The organism is Streptomyces sp. Qhu_M48, from assembly GCF_051305195.1.
GTDB lineage: Bacteria > Actinomycetota > Actinomycetes > Streptomycetales > Streptomycetaceae > Streptomyces.
Map to the genome: position 1 here is coordinate 7,250,883 of NZ_CP195432.1, position 17,804 is coordinate 7,268,686.

Genomic DNA, 17,804 nt, shown 5'->3' on the forward strand with positions numbered 1-17,804 from the left:
GGCGACGTTCCTGGTGGGGCTATCCCCCCTCTCCCTCACCCACCTCCCCCATGGCGTCGCACGGGCTTCGACCGGCAGTCTGGGGAGCATGACCGCTGATCACGACCTCGCCGAGTCCGCCGGACCGGTCGGGTCCGCCGTGCCCTCCGGGTCGGCCGGATCCCCCGGCCCCGCCCCCGTCCCGCGTCCGCCCAAGCGCACCGCCTACGGGAAGGAGACCTGGAAGGAGATCGCCTTCCTCCTCTCCAACCTCCTCACCGCGCTGGTCGGCTTCGTCTACGCGGTCACGAGCGTGCTCCTCGGCGTCGGCCTCTCGGTCACCGTGATCGGCCTGCCCCTGCTCGCCCTGGGCCTCGGCGGCGCACGCCTGATCGGCCGGTCGGAACGGGCCCGGGCCAGGGCGCTGCTCGGGGTCGAGGTCGCGGAGCCGTCACCGTTGCCGTCGCGCGGCGGCTTCTTCGGCTGGCTGTGGACGACGCTGAAGGACCCGGTGGCCTGGCGGACCCAGCTGTACGGGCTGATCCGGCTGCCCTGGGGGATCGTGACCTTCGTGGTCGCGCTGGTCTCGCTCATCGTCCTCTGGCCCGTCCTGCCCTTCATCGCGCGCGGTCTTGGCAACGCCGACCGGGGCATGGTCCGGGGCCTCCTCTCACCCTCCGACGAACTGGAGCGGCGGATCGCCGAACTGGAGTCCGACCGGGGCGTCGTCGTCGACACCGCCGCGGCCGACCTGCGGCGCATCGAACGCGACCTGCACGACGGCGCGCAGGCCCGGCTCGTCGCCCTCGCGATGGGCCTCGGCCTCGCGAAGGAGAAGCTCCTCGACGACCCGGAGACGGCCGCGGCGATGGTCGACGAGGCGCACGGCGAGGTGAAGCTCGCCCTCCAGGAGCTGCGGGACCTCGCCCGGGGCATCCACCCGGCGGTCCTCACCGACCGTGGGCTGAGCGCCGCGCTCTCCTCCGTCTCGGCGCGCTGCACGGTGCCGGTGAAGGTGAACGTGGACCTGTCCGAACGGCCCGCGGAGGCGATCGAGGGCATCGCGTACTTCACGGTGTCGGAGTTGCTCCAGAACGTGTCCAAGCACGCACGGGCCCGGTCCGCGTCCGTGGAGGTGTGGCGGGCGAAGGACCGGCTGCTGCTCCAGGTGCGGGACGACGGCGCGGGCGGTGCGCGCTTCGACGGCGGTACGGGGCTCGCGGGGCTCGCGGAGCGGCTCGGCGCGGTGGACGGGCTCCTCGTCCTGGACTCCCCGGTGGGCGGCCCGACGGTCGTCACGGCGGAACTGCCGTGGCGGTCGCGCCCGGGGTCGTGACCGCCTGACGGGGCCGTGACCTCGCGTGGGGCCATGACCCCGGCCGGGCCTGGGCCTCGCCCGGGGCCGCGACCTCGGACGGGCCGTAACCCCGGACGGCCGCGACCTCGGACGGGCCGTGACCCCGGACGGGCCCAGCCCCCGGACGGGGCCGTCGTCCCGTACCCCTCAGGTAGGGAAAACCCCCCGCCCCAGACGCCCACCCGCCTCATGGTCCGGCGGGCCGTGAGACGGAACCCTGGATCACGTACCGCCCTCCCCCTTTGAGCAGAGAAGGACTCCCGCGATGGCCTCCCACCGACTCCCCGCCGCGATCCGCGCGCCGTTCGAGGCCCGCACCTGGCGGGCGCTCCTCCACGTACTGGTCGGACTGCCGCTGAGCGTCGTCTGGTTCGCGCTCTCCGTCTCCTTCGTGTCCGCCGGGGCGGGGCTGCTCATCACCTTCCTCGGGATCCCGATCCTCGCCGGGGCGCTCGCGATGTGCCGGGGCTTCGGCGCGGTCGAGCGGGCGCGGGCGCGCGGGCTGCTCGGGCTCGACGTGCCGGCCCCGGAGCCGGTCCGCGGCCGGACCGGCGGTGCGTTCTCCTGGATGGGGGCCATGCTGAAGAGCGGGGCGTCGTGGCGGCACCTGCTGTACGCGGTCGTGCACATGCCGTGGGCGGTGTTCTCGTTCTCCGTGACGGTGGCGTTCTTCGCCTGGGGCTGGAGCCTCTTCACGTATCCGCTGTGGCAGTGGGTCTTCCCCATGTACGCGGGTCAGGCCGGGCTCCAGCTGTACGGCGACGGGACCCACGACCTCTACCTCGACTCCCCCTTCGAGATCGCCTTCACCAGCGCCGTCGGGCTGCTGTTCGTGATGGCCGGGCCGTGGCTGCTGCGCGGGTTCGTCGCCGTCGACCGGCTCCTCGTCTCCGGGCTGCTGGGCCCGTCCCGGCTCGCGTCCCGCGTGACCGAGCTGGAGTCCGACCGGGGCGTCGTCGTCGACACCGCCGCCGCGGACCTGCGGCGCATCGAGCGGGACCTGCACGACGGGGCGCAGGCGCGCCTCGCCGCGCTCGCCATGGACCTGGGGCTCGCGAAGGAGAAGCTGGCGGAGGACCCGCGGGCGGCGGCCGTCCTGGTCGACGAGGCGCACGGCGAGGTGAAGCTCGCGCTCCAGGAGCTGCGGGACCTGGCCCGGGGCATCCACCCGGCGGTCCTCACCGACCGTGGGCTCGACGCGGCGCTCTCGGCGGTGGCCTCGCGGTGCGCGGTCCCCGTGTCGGTGGACGTGGACCTGCCGGCCAGGCCGGTCGCGGCGATCGAGGGCATCGCGTACTTCACGGTGTCGGAGCTGCTCGGAAACGTCACCCAGCACGCGCGGGCGCGGCGGGCGTGGGTGGACGTGTGGCGGGCCGGTGACCGTCTGATGCTCCAGGTGCGGGACGACGGGGTGGGCGGGGCGCGGCCCGTGGCGGGGCGGAGTCTGTCGGGGCTCGCCGAGCGGGTGGGTGCGGTGGACGGGGTGCTGGCGGTGGATTCGCCGGCGGGTGGTCCGACGACGGTGACGGTGGAACTGCCCTGGCGTGCGTAGGCCCGGCAGCGGGCCGGGACGCCCGAGGGCGGGCCGGGACGCCCGGAGGCGGGCCGGGACGCCCGGAGGCGGGCCGGGACGCCCGGAGGCGCCCCCACGCCCCCGAGACCGTGCGAGGTCTCCGGCGGGCCCGCGCCCGTCCCCCGCGTGGGACCGCGCCGGGGATGGCGCGTCGGGCCGGGCTTCCTGCGATGCTGGCCGGGTCGTAGGAAAGAACTCGGACAACTGGGCATGGGGGCTGTACGGCGTGGGTGTGGATCAGGGGGACGGGCGGGTGCGTGTGGTCATCGCCGAGGATTCCGTGCTGTTGCGGGAGGGGCTGACCAGGCTTCTGACCGATCTGGGGCACGAGGTGGTCGCCGGTGTCGGGGACGGTGAGGCGCTCGTCGAGACCGTGGGGAAGCTGGCGGCGGAGGGGGCCCTGCCGGACGTGGTGGTCGCGGACGTGCGGATGCCGCCGACGCACACCGACGAGGGCGTGCGGGCCGCGGTGCGGCTGCGCAAGGAGTACCCGGGACTGGGCGTGCTGGTGCTGTCGCAGTACGTGGAGGAGCAGTACGCCACCGAACTGCTGGCCGGCTCGAGCCGGGGGGTGGGGTATCTGCTGAAGGACCGGGTCGCGGAGGTCCGTGAGTTCGTGGACGCGGTCGTGCGGGTCGCGCGGGGCGGTACGGCGCTGGATCCGGAGGTCGTGCAGCAGCTGCTGGGCCGGAGCCGTCAGCAGGACGTGCTGGCGAACCTGACGCCGCGCGAGCGGGAGGTCCTCGGTCTGATGGCGGAGGGCCGGACGAACTCGGCGATCGCGAAGGCGCTGGTGGTGAGCGACGGCGCGGTGGAGAAGCACATCAGCAACATCTTCCTGAAGCTGGGGCTCTCGCCGAGTGACGGCGATCACCGCCGGGTACTGGCGGTGTTGACGTATCTGAGATCCTGACGACCTGACACTCTGTCAGCTAACACGGAGAAGCCGGCGGACGGCACCCGCCTCCGAGGGCCTAGGCCCAAAGGATGAGGCGGAATCCGACTTTCCGGATGCTCCGGGTGGCGACAGAACGTGACGATTCAGGGCAAGAGGGCATCTCAAAAAGAGGTCCATGATACGAGAAGTCCCGGGAAGGCCCTCCCTGCCGTCGTAGGGTGGGCCTCGGGACGGACGGTGATCGGCCGACCGCATCCCGAGCCTTCTCCCGCCTCCGGCGGAGAGTCCCCTTGCCGCGAGGGAGGTCCAGTTCAGTGACCAGCCAGGTCAGTAGCGAGGCCGGTGAGGCCCTGCTCGGGGAGCAGCGCAGCGCCCCGGCGAAGCCCCACCACGGCACCGAGAAGGAAGTGCGCCGCCTCGATCGGGTGATCATCCGCTTCGCGGGTGACTCCGGTGACGGAATGCAGCTGACGGGTGACCGCTTCACCTCGGAGACGGCGTCCTTCGGGAACGACCTCTCCACACTGCCGAACTTCCCGGCCGAGATCCGGGCACCCGCCGGCACGCTGCCGGGTGTCTCGTCCTTCCAGCTGCACTTCGCCGACCACGACATCCTGACCCCGGGCGACGCGCCGAACGTGCTGGTCGCGATGAACCCCGCCGCCCTGAAGGCCAACATCGGGGACGTACCGCGCGGTGGCGAGATCATCGTCAACACCGACGAGTTCGCCAAGCGCGCCATGGCCAAGGTCGGCTACCTGACCTCCCCCCTGGAGGACGGCTCGCTGGACGGCTACCGGGTCCATCCCGTGCCGCTGACCACGCTGACCGTCGAGGCGCTCAAGGAGTTCGGGCTCTCCCGGAAGGAGGCCGAGCGCTCCAAGAACATGTTCGCCCTCGGACTGCTCTCCTGGATGTACCACCGGCCGACCGAGGGCACCGAGACCTTCCTGCGCCAGAAGTTCGCGAAGAAGCCGCAGATCGCCGAGGCGAACATCGTCGCCTTCCGGGCCGGCTGGAACTTCGGCGAGACCACCGAGGACTTCGCCGTCTCCTACGAGATCGCCCCGGCGACCCGGGCCTTCCCCACCGGCACGTACCGGAACATCTCGGGGAACCTGGCCCTCTCGTACGGTCTGATCGCCGCCGGACGCCAGGCGGACCTGCCGCTCTACCTCGGCTCGTACCCGATCACCCCGGCCTCGGACATCCTCCACGAGCTGTCCCGGCACAAGAACTTCGGTGTGCGCACCTTCCAGGCCGAGGACGAGATCGCCGGCATCGGCGCCGCGCTCGGCGCCGCCTTCGGCGGCTCGCTCGCCGTGACGACGACCTCCGGCCCCGGCGTGGCGCTCAAGTCGGAGACGATCGGCCTCGCGGTCTCCCTGGAGCTGCCGCTGCTGGTCGTCGACATCCAGCGCGGCGGCCCGTCCACCGGTCTGCCCACCAAGACCGAGCAGGCCGACCTCCTCCAGGCCATGTACGGCCGCAACGGCGAGGCGCCGGTGCCGGTCGTCGCCCCGAGGACGCCCGCCGACTGCTTCGACGCGGCGATCGAGGCGGCCCGGATCGCCCTGACGTACCGGACGCCGGTCTTCCTCCTCTCCGACGGCTACCTCGCCAACGGCTCGGAGCCCTGGCGCATCCCGGACGTGGCGGAACTCCCCGACCTGCGGACGCTCTTCGCCACCGGGCCCAACCACGAGCTGGCGGACGGCACCGAGGTCTTCTGGCCGTACAAGCGCGACCCCGAGACCCTCGCCCGCCCGTGGGCCGTGCCCGGCACGCCCGGCCTCGAACACCGCATCGGCGGCATCGAGAAGCAGGACGGCACCGGCAACATCTCGTACGACCCCGCCAACCACGAGTTCATGGTCCGCACCCGGCAGGCGAAGATCGACGGCATCGACGTCCCCGACGTCGAGGTCGACGACCCGGACGGCGCGCGCACCCTGGTCCTCGGCTGGGGCTCCACCTACGGGCCCATCACGGCGGCCGTCCGCCGCCTCAGGGTCGCGGGACTGCCCATCGCCCAGGCGCACCTGCGGCACCTCAACCCGTTCCCGAAGAACCTCGGCGAGGTCCTGAAGCGGTACGACAGGGTCGTCGTCCCGGAGATGAACCTCGGCCAGCTCGCCACCCTCGTCCGGGCGAAGTACCTCGTCGACGCCCGCAGCCACACCCAGGTCAACGGCATGCCGTTCAAGGCCGAGCAGCTCGCCGCCGCTCTCAAGGAGGCCATCGATGAGTGAGACTCACGCCGAGCCCCTGCTCAACCTGGTCCCCAAGGCCGAGGCCGTCCAGTCGATGAAGGACTTCAAGTCCGACCAGGAGGTGCGGTGGTGCCCCGGCTGCGGTGACTACGCGGTCCTCGCCGCCGTGCAGGGCTTCATGCCCGAACTCGGTCTGGCGAAGGAGAACATCGTCTTCGTCTCCGGCATCGGCTGTTCCTCCCGCTTCCCGTACTACATGAACACCTACGGGATGCACTCCATCCACGGCCGCGCGCCGGCCATCGCCACCGGCCTCGCCACATCCCGCCGCGACCTGTCGGTCTGGGTCGTCACGGGGGACGGCGACGCGCTCTCCATCGGCGGCAACCACCTCATCCACGCGCTCCGGCGCAACGTCAACCTGAAGATCCTGCTCTTCAACAACCGGATCTACGGGCTGACCAAGGGCCAGTACTCGCCCACCTCCGAGGTCGGCAAGATCACCAAGTCGACGCCGATGGGCTCGCTCGACGCGCCCTTCAACCCGGTGTCGCTCGCGCTCGGCGCGGAGGCGTCCTTCGTGGCCCGGACGGTCGACTCCGACCGCAAGCACCTCACCGAGGTGCTGCGGCAGGCCGCCGACCACAACGGCACGGCGCTCGTCGAGATCTACCAGAACTGCAACATCTTCAACGACGGCGCCTTCGAGGTCCTCAAGGACAAGGACCAGGCCAAGGAGGCGGTCATCCGTCTGGAGCACGGGCAGCCGATCCGCTTCGGCGCGGAGAACGAGAAGGGCGTCGTCCGCGACCCGGCGACCGGCGACCTGCAGGTCGTCACGGTCACCCCCGGGAACGAGGAGCGGATCCTCGTCCACGACGCCCACGCGGCCACCCCCACCACCGCCTTCGCGCTCTCCCGGCTCGCGGACCCGGACACCCTCCACCAGACCCCCATCGGGGTGTTCCGGTCGGTGGAGCGCGCGGTCTACGACACGCTGATGGCGGAGCAGCTCGACGCGGCCGTGGAACAGCACGGCAAGGGCGACCTGGGGCAGCTCCTCACGGGCAACGACACGTGGACGGTGGCGGGGTAGCACCCGCCCCGCCCGAGGGCCCGGTCCGTGCGGACCGGGCCCTCGTCACGCACCCGCGAGCGCCGCCTTCGCGAACTCCCCCAGGAACCTCGGCACTCCGTCCTTCACCTGCCACAGGAAGAGTCCGACGAGACTCGCGGCGCTGCTCTCCCGGCCGGCGGACGAGTACGTCTTGACGAGTCCCTGGTAGGGGTTCTGCCGCAGACTGTTCGCCACCCCCGTCGCCTCCGACTCGGCGTGGTTGCCGAGAGTCGTGTGCAGTGCCTGGAGCGTCCAGTTGACCGCGTCGTACGCCTCCGTGGCGTACGGCTCGACGGGCGTCGTGGGGGCCAGCCCCCATCGCTTCCGGTAGAGGGCGGTGAACGGCTTCGCCGCCGGGATGCCGTCGGGGTCGGCGTAGCCGGTGCCGAAGAACCAGCCCTCGGCCGCCGGTCCCGCCAGCGCGAGGAACTCCGGCTGGAGCACGTACTCGACGCTGCCCCGGAGCCCCTGGTACCCCTGGTCGCGCAGGGCCTTGGCGCAGAGCGCGGCCCGGCGCGGCGAGTTCCCCACGTACATCACGCCCTGCGGGCCGGTCGCGAGGGCGGCCCGGACGGCGGAGGCGAAGTCCTCGTCGTCCTTCTCGACGGGGTGCGAGGTCGCGACACCTCCCCGGGCCTGCGACGGCGGGGTGTCCCTCATGCTCTTGGCCGCGAACCAGGTGTACCGGCCGCCGGCCCGGTCCTCCACGAGGGCGGTCCGGACGATCTCGCGCTCGGAGAGGTAGCGCGCGAAGGGGACGATCATCGAGTCCGGAGAGGCGCGGGGCTCGAAGTAGGTCCGCTTGATGGTCTGTCCCTCCACCGTCGTGCCGGTCGGGACCGAGGCGAGGACGCTGACCAGGGGGACGAAGTGGTCGACGAGTTCGGCCACCGCGGCGAGGGCGCTGGGGACCGTCGTCGGACCGAGGACACCGATCAGGTTCTCGTCCTTGAGCAGGGTGCGGGCGGCGGCCGTCGCCCGCACCCCGTCCCCTCCGTCGTCGACGGTGCGCAGGACCAGGTCGAAGGCGCGGTCGGGGCGGGCGTTGAAGGACTCCACGGCCACCCGGGCGCCGCGCTCCTGGGCGCGCCCGAGCAGCTTCGTGGGGCCGCTCAGATCAGTGAGCACGCCGATCGTGTAGCGGGGCAGCGCGGTTCCGGTGCCCTTCTCCGTTCCGGTTCCCGTCCCCGCCGGCCCGCGGTTCAGCAGCCACGCGGTCAGGCCGCCCGCTCCCACGACGGCGGCGGCGGAGCCCCCCACCAGGAGCTTGCGGCGCGACATCCCCCGCGAGGGCTCGGAGGGTCCGAGCAGCGTCGGCTCGGCGACCGGCAGGTCCAGGGCCCGTGAGGAACGCTCGGCGATGAGCGCGGGCAGTCCGGGCGGCAGCCAGTCCCCCGCCGGGCCGTCGGCCCTCCCCAGGGCGGCGCCCGCCTCGGCCGCCGGGGGCCGGTCCGCCGGGTTCTTCGCCAGACAGGCCGTGACCAGCGGAAGCAACGCGTCCGGTACGCCGGTGAGGTCGGGCTCCTCGTGGACGGTGCGGTAGACGACGGCCGCCACCCCGCCCGTACCGAAGGGGCGCTCTCCCGTCAGCGCGTACGCGAGGACGCAGCCGAGGGAGAAGACGTCGCTTGCGGGGCCGACCTCGCCGGCCCCGGCGGCGCGGGCCTGCTCGGGGGCGAGGAATCCGGGGGTGCCGATCATCGCGTCGGTGGCGGTCAGGGCGGTCGCCCCGGCGGAGCGGGCGATGCCGAAGTCGATGAGCCGGGGGCCGTCGAGGGCGAGCAGGACGTTGCCCGGCTTGACGTCCCGGTGGACGAGCCCGGCCCGGTGCATGTCGTCGAGCGCGGAGGCGAGCCGGGCGCCCAGGGCCCGTACGGTCGGCTCGGGCAGGGCGCCGTGCAGGGCGATCGCCTCGGCGAGGGAGGGTCCGGGCACGTACTCGGTCGCCAGCCACGGCTCCCTGGCCTCCGGGTCCGAGCCGAGGACGCGGACCACCCAGCGGCCGGTGATCCGCTCGGCGGCGCGGGCCTCGCGCCGGAACCGCTCCCGGAATCCGGGGTCGGCGGCGTGCTCGGCCCGGATGAGCTTGACGGCGGCGAGCGTCCCGCCGCCGGAGCGGGCGAGGAAGACCACGCCCATGCCCCCGGCACCGAGGCGGCCGAGCAGCCGGTAGCCGGCGATCGTCGACGGGTCCGCCCTGCGCAGTGGGCGCACGATCAGGCCTTCCGCTTCGCCTTGTTCGCGGGCAGGACGGGCGCGGGACCGATCACCTTGTAGGCCCCGTTCTGCACCGCGTGCACGAACGTGCCGCCGTTGGTGAGGTCGCCGTTCTCGTCGAAGGTGTAACCCCCCATGACGCCCGTGTACTTCTGCTTCCGGAGCGCCGTCCAGAGCCCCTTGCGCGCGGGGGCGCGGCCGGCCTTCACGCTCCGCGCGAGTTCCTCGGCGACCATGGTGACCACGTCGTACGACTCTCCGGTGTAGTACGCGGGGGCCGCGCCGAACCGCTTCCGGTGGGCCGCGACGAAGCCGGCGGCCTCCTTGCGGGTGACGGCGTCGAGCACGGGGGTGCCGAAGAACCAGCCCTCGGCGTCGGAGCCGGCCTCCTTGAGGAACGCCGGCCCGAAGGCGTGCTGGCCGCCGAACCGGGGTCCGGTGAAGCCGAGTTCGTTGAGGGCGCGGGCGGCGAGGACGGCGGTCTCGCGGACTCCACAGTGGACGTACGCGTCCATTCCGGCGTCGATCATCTCGCGGAGGATCCCGCGGTACTCCCGTACACGGGCCGGGACCACGCGGAAGTGGGGTGTGAGACCGGCCTGGCCGAAGGCGAACTGGACGCCCCGGACGAGCAGCCAGCTGTACTGGTCCTCGGTGCGGTCCTGGAGGACTCCGGGCCTGCGGACGGCCTTCAGGAGCGTGACGGCGTAGGCGAGGTGCATGCCGGCGTAGGGGTGCTGGGGGATCGCCCGCAGCACCGTGGCGTTCGGCGGGCTCTGCTTGTCCCGGACGGTGAACAGGTTGTATCCGGCGGAGACGGTGACGAGCGGGAGGCCCGACTCCTCGAAGGCGGGGAGCGCCGTCTGGCCCGTGTCGTCGGAGGTGGGGCCGAGGACGGCGAGGACACCCGGGTCGGTGGTGAGTTCGCGGGCGGAGGCGAGGGCGGTGGTGCGGTCCCCCCGGTCGTCGGAGACCTTGAGTTCGAGCGTGAACGGCTTGTCCTCGCGGGCGTTGAACCGCTCGACGGCGAGGCGGGCGCCGCGCTCCTGGGCGAGCCCGATCTCCTTGGCGGGCCCGGAGAGGTCGGCGAGGACCCCGATCTTCCAGGTGGTGCGGGGCGGCCCGGGCTTCGCTCCGTCCCTGTCGCCGTCGGTGCCGTCGTCCCTGAGCCCCGCCCAGGCGGCGACGGCGCCGCCGCCCACGGCGAGGGCGGCGCCGGAGGCGAGGAGCAGGAATCCGCGCCTGCCGCGCCGTGGAGGTCCCGCCGGTCCGGCGCCCGCCTCGGTGGCGTCGATCTCGGGGAGCGCGAGCATCCCTGCCGAGCGTTCGGCGATGGTCCGGACGACGGGGGCGGGCAGCCAGTCGGCGGCGTGGCCCGGGGTGTCCTCGACGAGCCGGGCGGCGACCTCGTGGGCGACGGGCCGGGCGGCGGGGTCCTTGGCGAGGCAGGCCCGCAGCAGGTCGAGGAGGCCGTCCGGTACGCCGGTGAGGTCGGGTTCGTCGTGGACGGTGCGGTACATCAGGGCGTCCACGGCGCCGGTGCCGAAGGGCGGGCGGCCGGTCGCCGCGTACGCGAGGAGGCAGCCGAGGGCGAAGACGTCGGCGGGCGGGCCGATGGCGTCGGTGCGGGCCTCGGCCTGCTCGGGGGCGAGGAAGCCGGGGGTGCCGACGACCATGTCGGTGGCGGTGAGGGCGGTCTCGCCGGTCGAGCGGGCGATGCCGAAGTCGATGAGCCGGGGGCCGTCGACGGCGAGCAGGACGTTGCCCGGCTTGACGTCGCGGTGGACGAGACCGGCCGCGTGCACGGCGGCGAGGGCCCGGGCGACGGCCCCGCCGAGGACGCGGACGCTCCGCTCGGGCAGCGGGCCGTGGGCGGCGACGGCCTCGCCGAGGGAGGGGCCGGGGACGAACGCGGTGGCCATCCACGGCTCGGGGGCGTCCGGATCGGCTCCGGTCACCGGGACGGCCCAGGGGCTGACGACCCGGCGGGCCGCCTCGACCTCGCGGCGGAACCGGGCCCGGAAGTCGGGCTGGTCGGCCTGGTCGGCGTGGGTGACCTTGACGGCGGCGAGCTCGCCGTTCTCCGTACGGCCCAGGTAGACGACGCCCATACCGCCGGCACCGAGCCGGCCGAGCAGCCGGTAGCCGGCGAGGGCGGAGGGATCGGACGGCAGCAGCGGTTGCGGCGCCCCGGGCTCGGGCCGGGGCGGGACGGGGGGCCGGGGCGGGACGGGGGGCCGGGCCGGGTACGGGGGCCCGGCGGGCTCCGGCCGCTGTTCGGGCTGGGGCTCGGGCCGGGGCTGAGGCTCGGGCTGGGGCTCGGGCTCGGGCTCGGGCTGTGGCTCGGGCTCGGGGGTCGTGGGGCTCATGACTGGACCTCCAGCTCGTCCTTGGCGCGATTGATCATCGTGACGAGGGCCTGGACCTGGCCGGGGACGGTACCGACCGTGGTGCTGGTCTGCTCCTCGCTGTAGCCGGGTGCGCCCTTGACGACGGTGGCGACGGTGACCTGGCCGATCCGGGACTGGTACCAGCCGTAGAACTGCTCCCCCTTCACGGCGTCGTTGAGGTAGACCCCGCGCTCGCCCAGCGCGTCGGTGGCGGTGTAGTTGCCCCCGATGCCGAAGGGATTGCCGAGGGAGATCAAGCCGGCGATGCGTTCCCCGTCCCGCAGCCTCTGCTCGGGGCAGCGGAGTGCCTCCTCCAGGGTCCCGGCCATCTCCCAGTCGGCGTCGGCCTCGGTGCGGTGGACGGTGACGGTGGAGGCGACCCGGAGGACGCCGAGGGCGCCGTCGGCGGGGATCTCGCTGTAGGCGGTGACGCTGTAGAGGACGGTCGAGGGCCGGGAGCCCGTCTCCCACGAGCAGTTGGCGCCGAGGACGGGCCAGTACTCCGGGTCGCTGAGGTACGGGGTGCGCTTGACGTAGTCCGGTCCCCAGGCGTCGGGGCCGGCGACGACGGCGAGGGCGATCCGTCTGGCGTCGGCCTCGGTCCTCGGCGCGCGCTTCGGGTCGGGGACGAAGTCGAGGGCGGTCGGCGTGGGTGCGGGGGTCGGTGCCGCCGTGGCCGGAGCGGCCGACGTGCCCGTACTCGCCCCGTCGTTCCTGCCGTGGGGTCTCTTCCCGTCGTCTCCGCTGCCGCACCCTGTCGCGACCAGCCCGCCCACCAGGACGGCGCAACAGGCCCGCCGCAGCCTTCTGTCCCTGTTCACCACAGTTCCCCCACGGTCCCTCACGGTTTCCCCCGAACAGTGAGCAGATCGTACGACTCGTGAGGCCAACTCGCCGTGGCTACAACATCATTGGGACGAACCGGTAGCGCTCTCGCGACGTGCCGCGTCGTACCGTGCGCGGGCGTCGTCGACGGCGGCGACCTGGCGCTCGGACCACCGGGCCAGCTCCCAGACCTGGCGGGCGGCCTCGGCGCCGAGGTCGCTGAGGCTGTAGTCGACGCGGGGCGGGATGACCGGCTTGGCGTCGCGGTGGACGAAGCCGTCGCGCTCCAGGGTCTGGAGCGTCTGGGCGAGCATCTTCTCGCTGACGCCGCCGATCCGGCGGCGCAGCTCGCTGAAGCGGTACGAGCGCTCCATGAGGGCCGCGAGGACGAGGACGCCCCAGCGGCTGGTGACGTGTTCCAGGACGAGCCGCGAGGGGCACATCGGCTGGTTCACGTCGGGCTTCCCGCCCGGCCCGGACACCACCTTGCCACTTACTTCCATGCTAGTACCTTACTTCAAAGTGGGTACTTTCGAAAGGTTAGCGCTTGTCGTACGGTGAGTGCATCGCCCACCGCACCCCACGGGAAGAGGAACCACCATGAGCATCGTCGTCACCGGAGCCACCGGCCAGCTCGGCCGCCTCGTCATCGACGCCCTCCTCGCCACCGTCCCCGCCCAGTCCGTCGCGGCCGTCGTGCGCGACAAGGAGAAGGCGGCCGATCTGGCGGAGCGCGGTGTCGAGCTGCGGATCGCCGACTACGACCGCCCCGAGACCCTGGCGGAGGCCTTCGGGGCCGGCGACCGGGTGCTCCTCGTCTCGGGCAACGAGGTCGGCCGGCGCGTCCCGCAGCACACCGCCGTCATCGACGCCGCCAAGGCCGCGGGCGTCGCCCAGCTCGCCTACACCGGAGTCCTCGGCGGCGACGAGGCCGACTTCGACCTGGCCGCCGAGCACAAGGTGACCGAGCGGCTGATCCTCGACTCCGGCCTGCCGTACACCTTCCTGCGCAACGGCTGGTACACCGAGAACTACACCGCGAACCTCGCGCCGGTCCTGGCCCACGGCGTCGTCGTCGCCAACGCCGGCGAGGGCCGCGTCGCCTCCGCCACCCGCGCCGACTACGCCGCCGCCGCGGCCGCCGTCCTGACCGGCCCGGCCGAGGAACACCTGAACAGGGCGTACGAGCTGAGCGGCGACGTCTCCTGGTCCTTCGCCGAGTACGCGGCCGAGGTCGCCGCCCAGTCCGGCCAGGAGATCGCGTACAGCGACGTGCCCGCCGAGACGCACCTCGCGATCCTCACCGGCGCCGGGGTTCCCGCCCCCTTCGCCGAGATCCTGGTCGATGTCGACCGGGCCGTCGGGCGCGGCGCGCTCGCCCGCCGCACCGACGACCTCTCCCGTCTGATCGGCCGCCCGACCACCCCGATCGCCGAGACGATCAGGGCGGCGCTCGCCGTTTCCTGAACCGTCATGACCGTATGGCGATACGGGCATGACAACCCCTCCCGCGCGGCGCTACCTTCGAGAGAACAGCGCGGCAGAGGGCGGGAGGTCCGGTGAAGACGGACAACGAGGAACGAGCGGGGTTGCTCTACGGGATCGGCGCCTACGGGATGTGGGGGCTGGTCCCCCTCTTCTGGCCGCTCCTCAAGCCCGCCGGGGCGCTCGAGATCCTCGCCCACCGGATGGTGTGGTCCCTGGCCTTCGTCGGCCTCGCCCTGCTCGCGCTGCGCCGCTGGGGCTGGCTGCGCGACCTGGTCCGCAGCCCGCGCAAGCTCGGCCTGATCACCGTCGCGGCCACCGTCATCACGGTGAACTGGGGCCTCTACATCTGGTCCGTCAACACGGGCCACGTCGTCGAGGCCTCCCTCGGCTACTTCATCAACCCGCTCGTCACGATCGCCCTCGGCGTTCTCGTCCTCCAGGAACGCCTCCGCCCCGCGCAGTGGGCGGCGGTCGGCGTCGGCTTCGCCGCCGTCCTCGTCCTCGCGATCGGGTACGGGCAGCCGCCCTGGATCTCGCTCACCCTCGCCTTCTCCTTCGCGGTCTACGGACTCGCGAAGAAGAAGGTCAACATCGGCGGCGTGGAGTCGCTCGCCGCCGAGACCGCCGTCCAGTTCCTGCCCGCCCTGGGCTACCTGATCTGGCTCGGCACCCAGGGCGACCTCGCCTTCGGCGCCCACGGCGGGGGCCACACGGCCCTGCTCGCCGCCACCGGCATCGTCACGGCGGTCCCGCTCGTCTGCTTCGGGGCGGCGGCGATCCGCGTACCGCTGTCGACGCTCGGACTCCTCCAGTACCTGGCGCCGACCTTCCAGTTCCTGCTCGGGGTCCTCTACTTCCACGAGGCGATGCCGCCGGAGCGCTGGGCGGGCTTCGCCCTCGTCTGGCTGGCCCTGACGATCCTCACCTGGGACGCCCTGCGCACGGCGCGGCGCAGCCGGGCGGCGGTCGAGGCCGCGAAGGCCACGGCGTCGGAGGCGGTGGCCTCGGCGGGTGTGCCGGAGGCGGTGGCGGCGACGGAGCCGCTCACCCGTCCGGCGGAACGCACTCCCTGACCGGCGGGGCGTACTCGCTGGTCAGCGGGGGGCCCGCCGTGAGCGGCACCGGTGTCCGCGCACAACTTCCCCCGGGGCGGGGTAAGTTGGCGGGTCGGGCCCTCCGGCCGGTTACCCGTCCGAGGGTCGGTTCCGACTTGTAACCGACCGCCTTGTGCGGGACCATCGGGTGTCATGGACGAAGTAATGTCGAAGTCACCGAGTCACTGCGCGAGAACCTACGGAAGCGACGGGGACCCCGACCCCTTCCAGTGGGACACCCGGGAGGACTGCGAGGTCCGCCAGATCCTCGACCGGGTCGCCGACAAGTGGTCCCTGCTCGTCATCGCCCTCCTCGACCGCCGCCGGCTGCGCTTCACGGAGCTCAAGCGCGAGATCGACGGCGTCAGCCAGCGCATGCTGACCGTGACCCTGCGCCAGCTGGAACGCGACGGCCTGGTCAAGCGGACGGTCCACCCGGTGGTCCCGCCCCGCGTGGACTACGAGCTCACCCCGCTGGGCCGCACCCTGCACGTCACGATCCGTTCCCTGGTCACCTGGACCGAGCAGCACCAGAACGAGATCGCGGCGGCGCGGGAGGAGTACGACGCGAAGGAGCGGGCGGCGGCAGCGGCCGCACTGGTCTGACGCCGGGAGGACGGCACGGCCGCCGGCCGACCGCCGACGGCCGCGATATCCGGTGGCCCTCCCCCGGCCGCTTCGCCGACCCTGGGGTCATGGCAGAACCGAAGTACCGGATCCGTGCGCTCCACACCGCCCGCACGGTCACCGTCTACCAGGCGTACGCGCCCTCGATCGGCCTTCCCGCCGCCCGCGAGGGCCGGTTCCCGGCCGCCTGGAAACGGGACCGCATGACCTGGATCAAGCCGTCGTTCCTGTGGATGATGTACCGCTCCGGATGGGGGACGAAGGAGGGCCAGGAGACCGTACTCGCCGTGGAGATCGACCGCGAGGGCTTCGAATGGGCCCTCCGGAACGCCTGCCTCTCCCACTACGAGCACGGCTTCCACGCCGACCGGGACGAGTGGAGGAACCGGTTGCGGGAGGCCCCCGCCCGCGTCCAGTGGGACCCGGAGCGCGACCTGAACCTCCAGCCGCTCCCGTACCGCTCGCTCCAGCTCGGCCTCGGGGGCGAGGCCGCCCGCCGGTACGCGGACGAGTGGACGCTCTCCGTCACCGACGTGACCCCGCTCGCCCACCGCGTCCGCGACCTGGTCCGGGCCGGCGACCCGGACGGCGCCCGCCCGCTGCTCCCCCGGGAGGAGCCGTACCCGGAGCCCGAGGGGCTCCTCGGCCACCTGCGGGTGCGGGACGGTCACGGCGCCGCGACGGCCGGGAAGGCGACGTCGCCGGTACCGGGAACGCCGTAGGGACCGGGCGCCGCCGGACGGGCCACGGGACGCGTCACGGAACGAGGACGCGACCGATTTCGGCCATCACGCTCTTCCAGTGGGCCCGCCGGCGCTCGCGCTCCTCGGCGCTCGCCAGGTGTTCCTGGTGGAAGCGGAGGACGGCGCGGCCGTCGCTCGCCGGGGAGACGGTGGCCTGAAGGACGCTCTCGCCGTACGAGAGGCGGACCCGGTCGCGGGGCCGGAAGCCGCGGAGCGCGGGATCGCCCTCGGCGGGGAGGACGGCGCCGGGGCCGAGCCACAGGCTCAGGCCCTCGGCGCTCATCAGGAAGTCCCAGACGGTGGCGACGGGCAGGGGCAGGGTCTTCGAGACGCCGATCTCCCAGCCGGCGTCGCGGGTCAGTCCTACGGGCATCACGCGTCTCCTTCGTGCGGGGTACGGGCCCGGTGTGCCCGCACCTTGTGGCGATTGCCGCACCGGTCCATCGAGCACCAGCGGCGGCGCCCGGGGCGGGAGGTGTCGGCGAAGAGGAGGGAGCAGTCGTCGGCTCCGCAGACCCGGACCCGGTCGGCGTACGGCCCGGTCAGGAGGTCGACGGCGTCCCGGGCGAGCGTCGCGAGGAGCCCGGACCCGGTGGCTCCGGGGGCCCACGCGCGCGTGCCGTCGGCGCGGACCAGGGCCGCGAGCGGGGTTCCGGCGGCGGCGGTGTTGACCACCGCCAGCTCCCCGGGGCCGAGCGCCGCGCCCCGGGACCGGGCCAGGGCGAGTCCCCAGAGCGCGTCCCGGACCTCCCGCACCGCCGCGAGTTCCGCGTCGGTGACGGTCACGTCGAGCCCGGGCGCGAGCCGGCACCGCCGCACCCAGTCGAGCAGCCCGGCGACACGGTCGAGCACCTCGTACCGGGCGGCGACCGGACCCGGGCCCCCGGTGAGGAGCAGTTCGAGGCAGAGCGCCCCGGCGTCGAACCGGAAGCGCTGCCCGTCGGGGTGGTGGAGGGTCATGGCGGTGTCCTGGGTCACGTAACCACTATAAGGAGTTACCTCGCTCCGCTCCACCCGAAACCGCGCCCGGCGGCCCCACCCGAACGGGGAAGGGGATCGCACCCACGGCGGCGCGGCCCCATGGCGCGGCTCACCCCACTCGTCCGCTGAGCGAACGCGCCTGACCGGTTTCCGCTCTTGACGCGAAGTCAAACTCTCACTGAACATTCAGCACGCACAACAGAACAACTGAGCACCTGAACAACTGAACACCGCACACGCACTCGTACAGCTCCAGCGCCTCGTGGCCCACAAGCCCGAGGCGTCTCGCACGTTCCGTCCCA

Annotated in this window: 15 protein-coding genes; 9 read left to right on the forward strand and 6 right to left on the reverse strand. The window is 73.1% G+C overall.

The window, feature by feature from the left end; translation table 11 throughout:
• Positions 1-88: 88 nt before the first annotated feature.
• From ACRRSS_RS32550 to ACRRSS_RS32570, 5 genes are all read left to right on the forward strand, one after another.
• On the forward strand, positions 89-1,315 hold the full coding sequence (locus ACRRSS_RS32550) for a sensor histidine kinase (protein ID WP_435974585.1): 1,227 nt from the start codon (positions 89-91) through the stop codon (positions 1,313-1,315).
• A gap of 286 nt (positions 1,316-1,601) precedes the next feature.
• Positions 1,602-2,888 (forward strand): sensor histidine kinase, encoded by a 1,287-nt coding sequence (locus ACRRSS_RS32555; RefSeq protein WP_435974586.1) that lies wholly within the window; start codon positions 1,602-1,604, stop codon positions 2,886-2,888.
• Between the two features lie 274 nt (positions 2,889-3,162).
• A complete protein-coding gene (locus ACRRSS_RS32560; RefSeq protein ID WP_435975480.1) occupies positions 3,163-3,822 on the forward strand; it encodes a LuxR C-terminal-related transcriptional regulator in 660 nt (219 codons plus the stop codon).
• Positions 3,823-4,121: 299 nt separating this feature from the next.
• Complete coding sequence (locus ACRRSS_RS32565) at positions 4,122-6,059, forward strand: 2-oxoacid:acceptor oxidoreductase subunit alpha (RefSeq protein WP_435974587.1); 1,938 nt, start codon at positions 4,122-4,124, stop codon at positions 6,057-6,059.
• Entirely contained in the window at positions 6,052-7,116 is a 1,065-nt protein-coding gene (locus ACRRSS_RS32570) for a 2-oxoacid:ferredoxin oxidoreductase subunit beta (RefSeq protein ID WP_435974588.1), read from the forward strand. The genes ACRRSS_RS32565 and ACRRSS_RS32570 overlap by 8 nt, the downstream gene beginning before the upstream one ends.
• 45 nt (positions 7,117-7,161) lie before the next feature.
• On the opposite strand, the gene ACRRSS_RS32575 is transcribed toward ACRRSS_RS32570, so the two are convergent.
• From ACRRSS_RS32575 to ACRRSS_RS32590, 4 genes are all read right to left on the reverse strand, one after another.
• Positions 7,162-9,351 carry a bifunctional serine/threonine-protein kinase/ABC transporter substrate-binding protein gene (locus tag ACRRSS_RS32575; RefSeq protein WP_435974589.1) on the reverse strand — a complete coding sequence of 730 codons (2,190 nt, stop codon included), beginning with the start codon at positions 9,349-9,351 and terminating at the stop codon, positions 7,162-7,164.
• A 2-nt stretch (positions 9,352-9,353) separates the two neighbouring features.
• Positions 9,354-11,723 carry a bifunctional serine/threonine-protein kinase/ABC transporter substrate-binding protein gene (locus ACRRSS_RS32580; RefSeq protein WP_435974590.1) on the reverse strand — a complete coding sequence of 790 codons (2,370 nt, stop codon included), beginning with the start codon at positions 11,721-11,723 and terminating at the stop codon, positions 9,354-9,356.
• Positions 11,720-12,565 (reverse strand): hypothetical protein, encoded by an 846-nt coding sequence (locus ACRRSS_RS32585; RefSeq protein WP_435974591.1) that lies wholly within the window; start codon positions 12,563-12,565, stop codon positions 11,720-11,722. Before ACRRSS_RS32585 ends, ACRRSS_RS32580 begins: the two co-directional genes overlap by 4 nt.
• 87 nt (positions 12,566-12,652) lie before the next feature.
• Positions 12,653-13,072 (reverse strand): winged helix-turn-helix transcriptional regulator, encoded by a 420-nt coding sequence (locus ACRRSS_RS32590; protein WP_435974592.1) that lies wholly within the window; start codon positions 13,070-13,072, stop codon positions 12,653-12,655.
• A gap of 97 nt (positions 13,073-13,169) precedes the next feature.
• Here ACRRSS_RS32590 and ACRRSS_RS32595 point away from each other — a divergent pair, with 97 nt between their 5' ends.
• The 4 genes from ACRRSS_RS32595 to ACRRSS_RS32610 all read left to right on the forward strand — a co-directional run bounded on the left by ACRRSS_RS32595 (position 13,170) and on the right by ACRRSS_RS32610 (position 16,500).
• A complete protein-coding gene (locus ACRRSS_RS32595; RefSeq protein ID WP_435974593.1) occupies positions 13,170-14,036 on the forward strand; it encodes an SDR family oxidoreductase in 867 nt (288 codons plus the stop codon).
• 92 nt (positions 14,037-14,128) lie between these two features.
• The gene (rarD, locus tag ACRRSS_RS32600) at positions 14,129-15,130 is read left to right on the forward strand and encodes an EamA family transporter RarD (protein ID WP_435974594.1); all 1,002 of its coding nucleotides are present in this window, start codon (positions 14,129-14,131) and stop codon (positions 15,128-15,130) included.
• 174 nt (positions 15,131-15,304) lie between these two features.
• Positions 15,305-15,757: a winged helix-turn-helix transcriptional regulator gene (locus ACRRSS_RS32605; protein WP_435974595.1), complete on the forward strand. Its 453-nt coding sequence runs from the start codon at positions 15,305-15,307 to the stop codon at positions 15,755-15,757.
• 89 nt (positions 15,758-15,846) lie between these two features.
• Positions 15,847-16,500 (forward strand): DUF4291 domain-containing protein, encoded by a 654-nt coding sequence (locus tag ACRRSS_RS32610; RefSeq protein WP_435974596.1) that lies wholly within the window; start codon positions 15,847-15,849, stop codon positions 16,498-16,500.
• Between the two features lie 34 nt (positions 16,501-16,534).
• Here ACRRSS_RS32610 and ACRRSS_RS32615 read toward each other — a convergent pair whose 3' ends face one another.
• Both ACRRSS_RS32615 and ACRRSS_RS32620 read right to left on the reverse strand, forming a co-directional pair.
• The gene (locus ACRRSS_RS32615; RefSeq protein WP_435974597.1) at positions 16,535-16,894 is read right to left on the reverse strand and encodes an SRPBCC domain-containing protein; all 360 of its coding nucleotides are present in this window, start codon (positions 16,892-16,894) and stop codon (positions 16,535-16,537) included.
• On the reverse strand, positions 16,894-17,481 hold the full coding sequence (locus tag ACRRSS_RS32620; protein ID WP_435975481.1) for a CGNR zinc finger domain-containing protein: 588 nt from the start codon (positions 17,479-17,481) through the stop codon (positions 16,894-16,896). The genes ACRRSS_RS32615 and ACRRSS_RS32620 overlap by 1 nt, the downstream gene beginning before the upstream one ends.
• Positions 17,482-17,804: the final 323 nt, after the last annotated feature.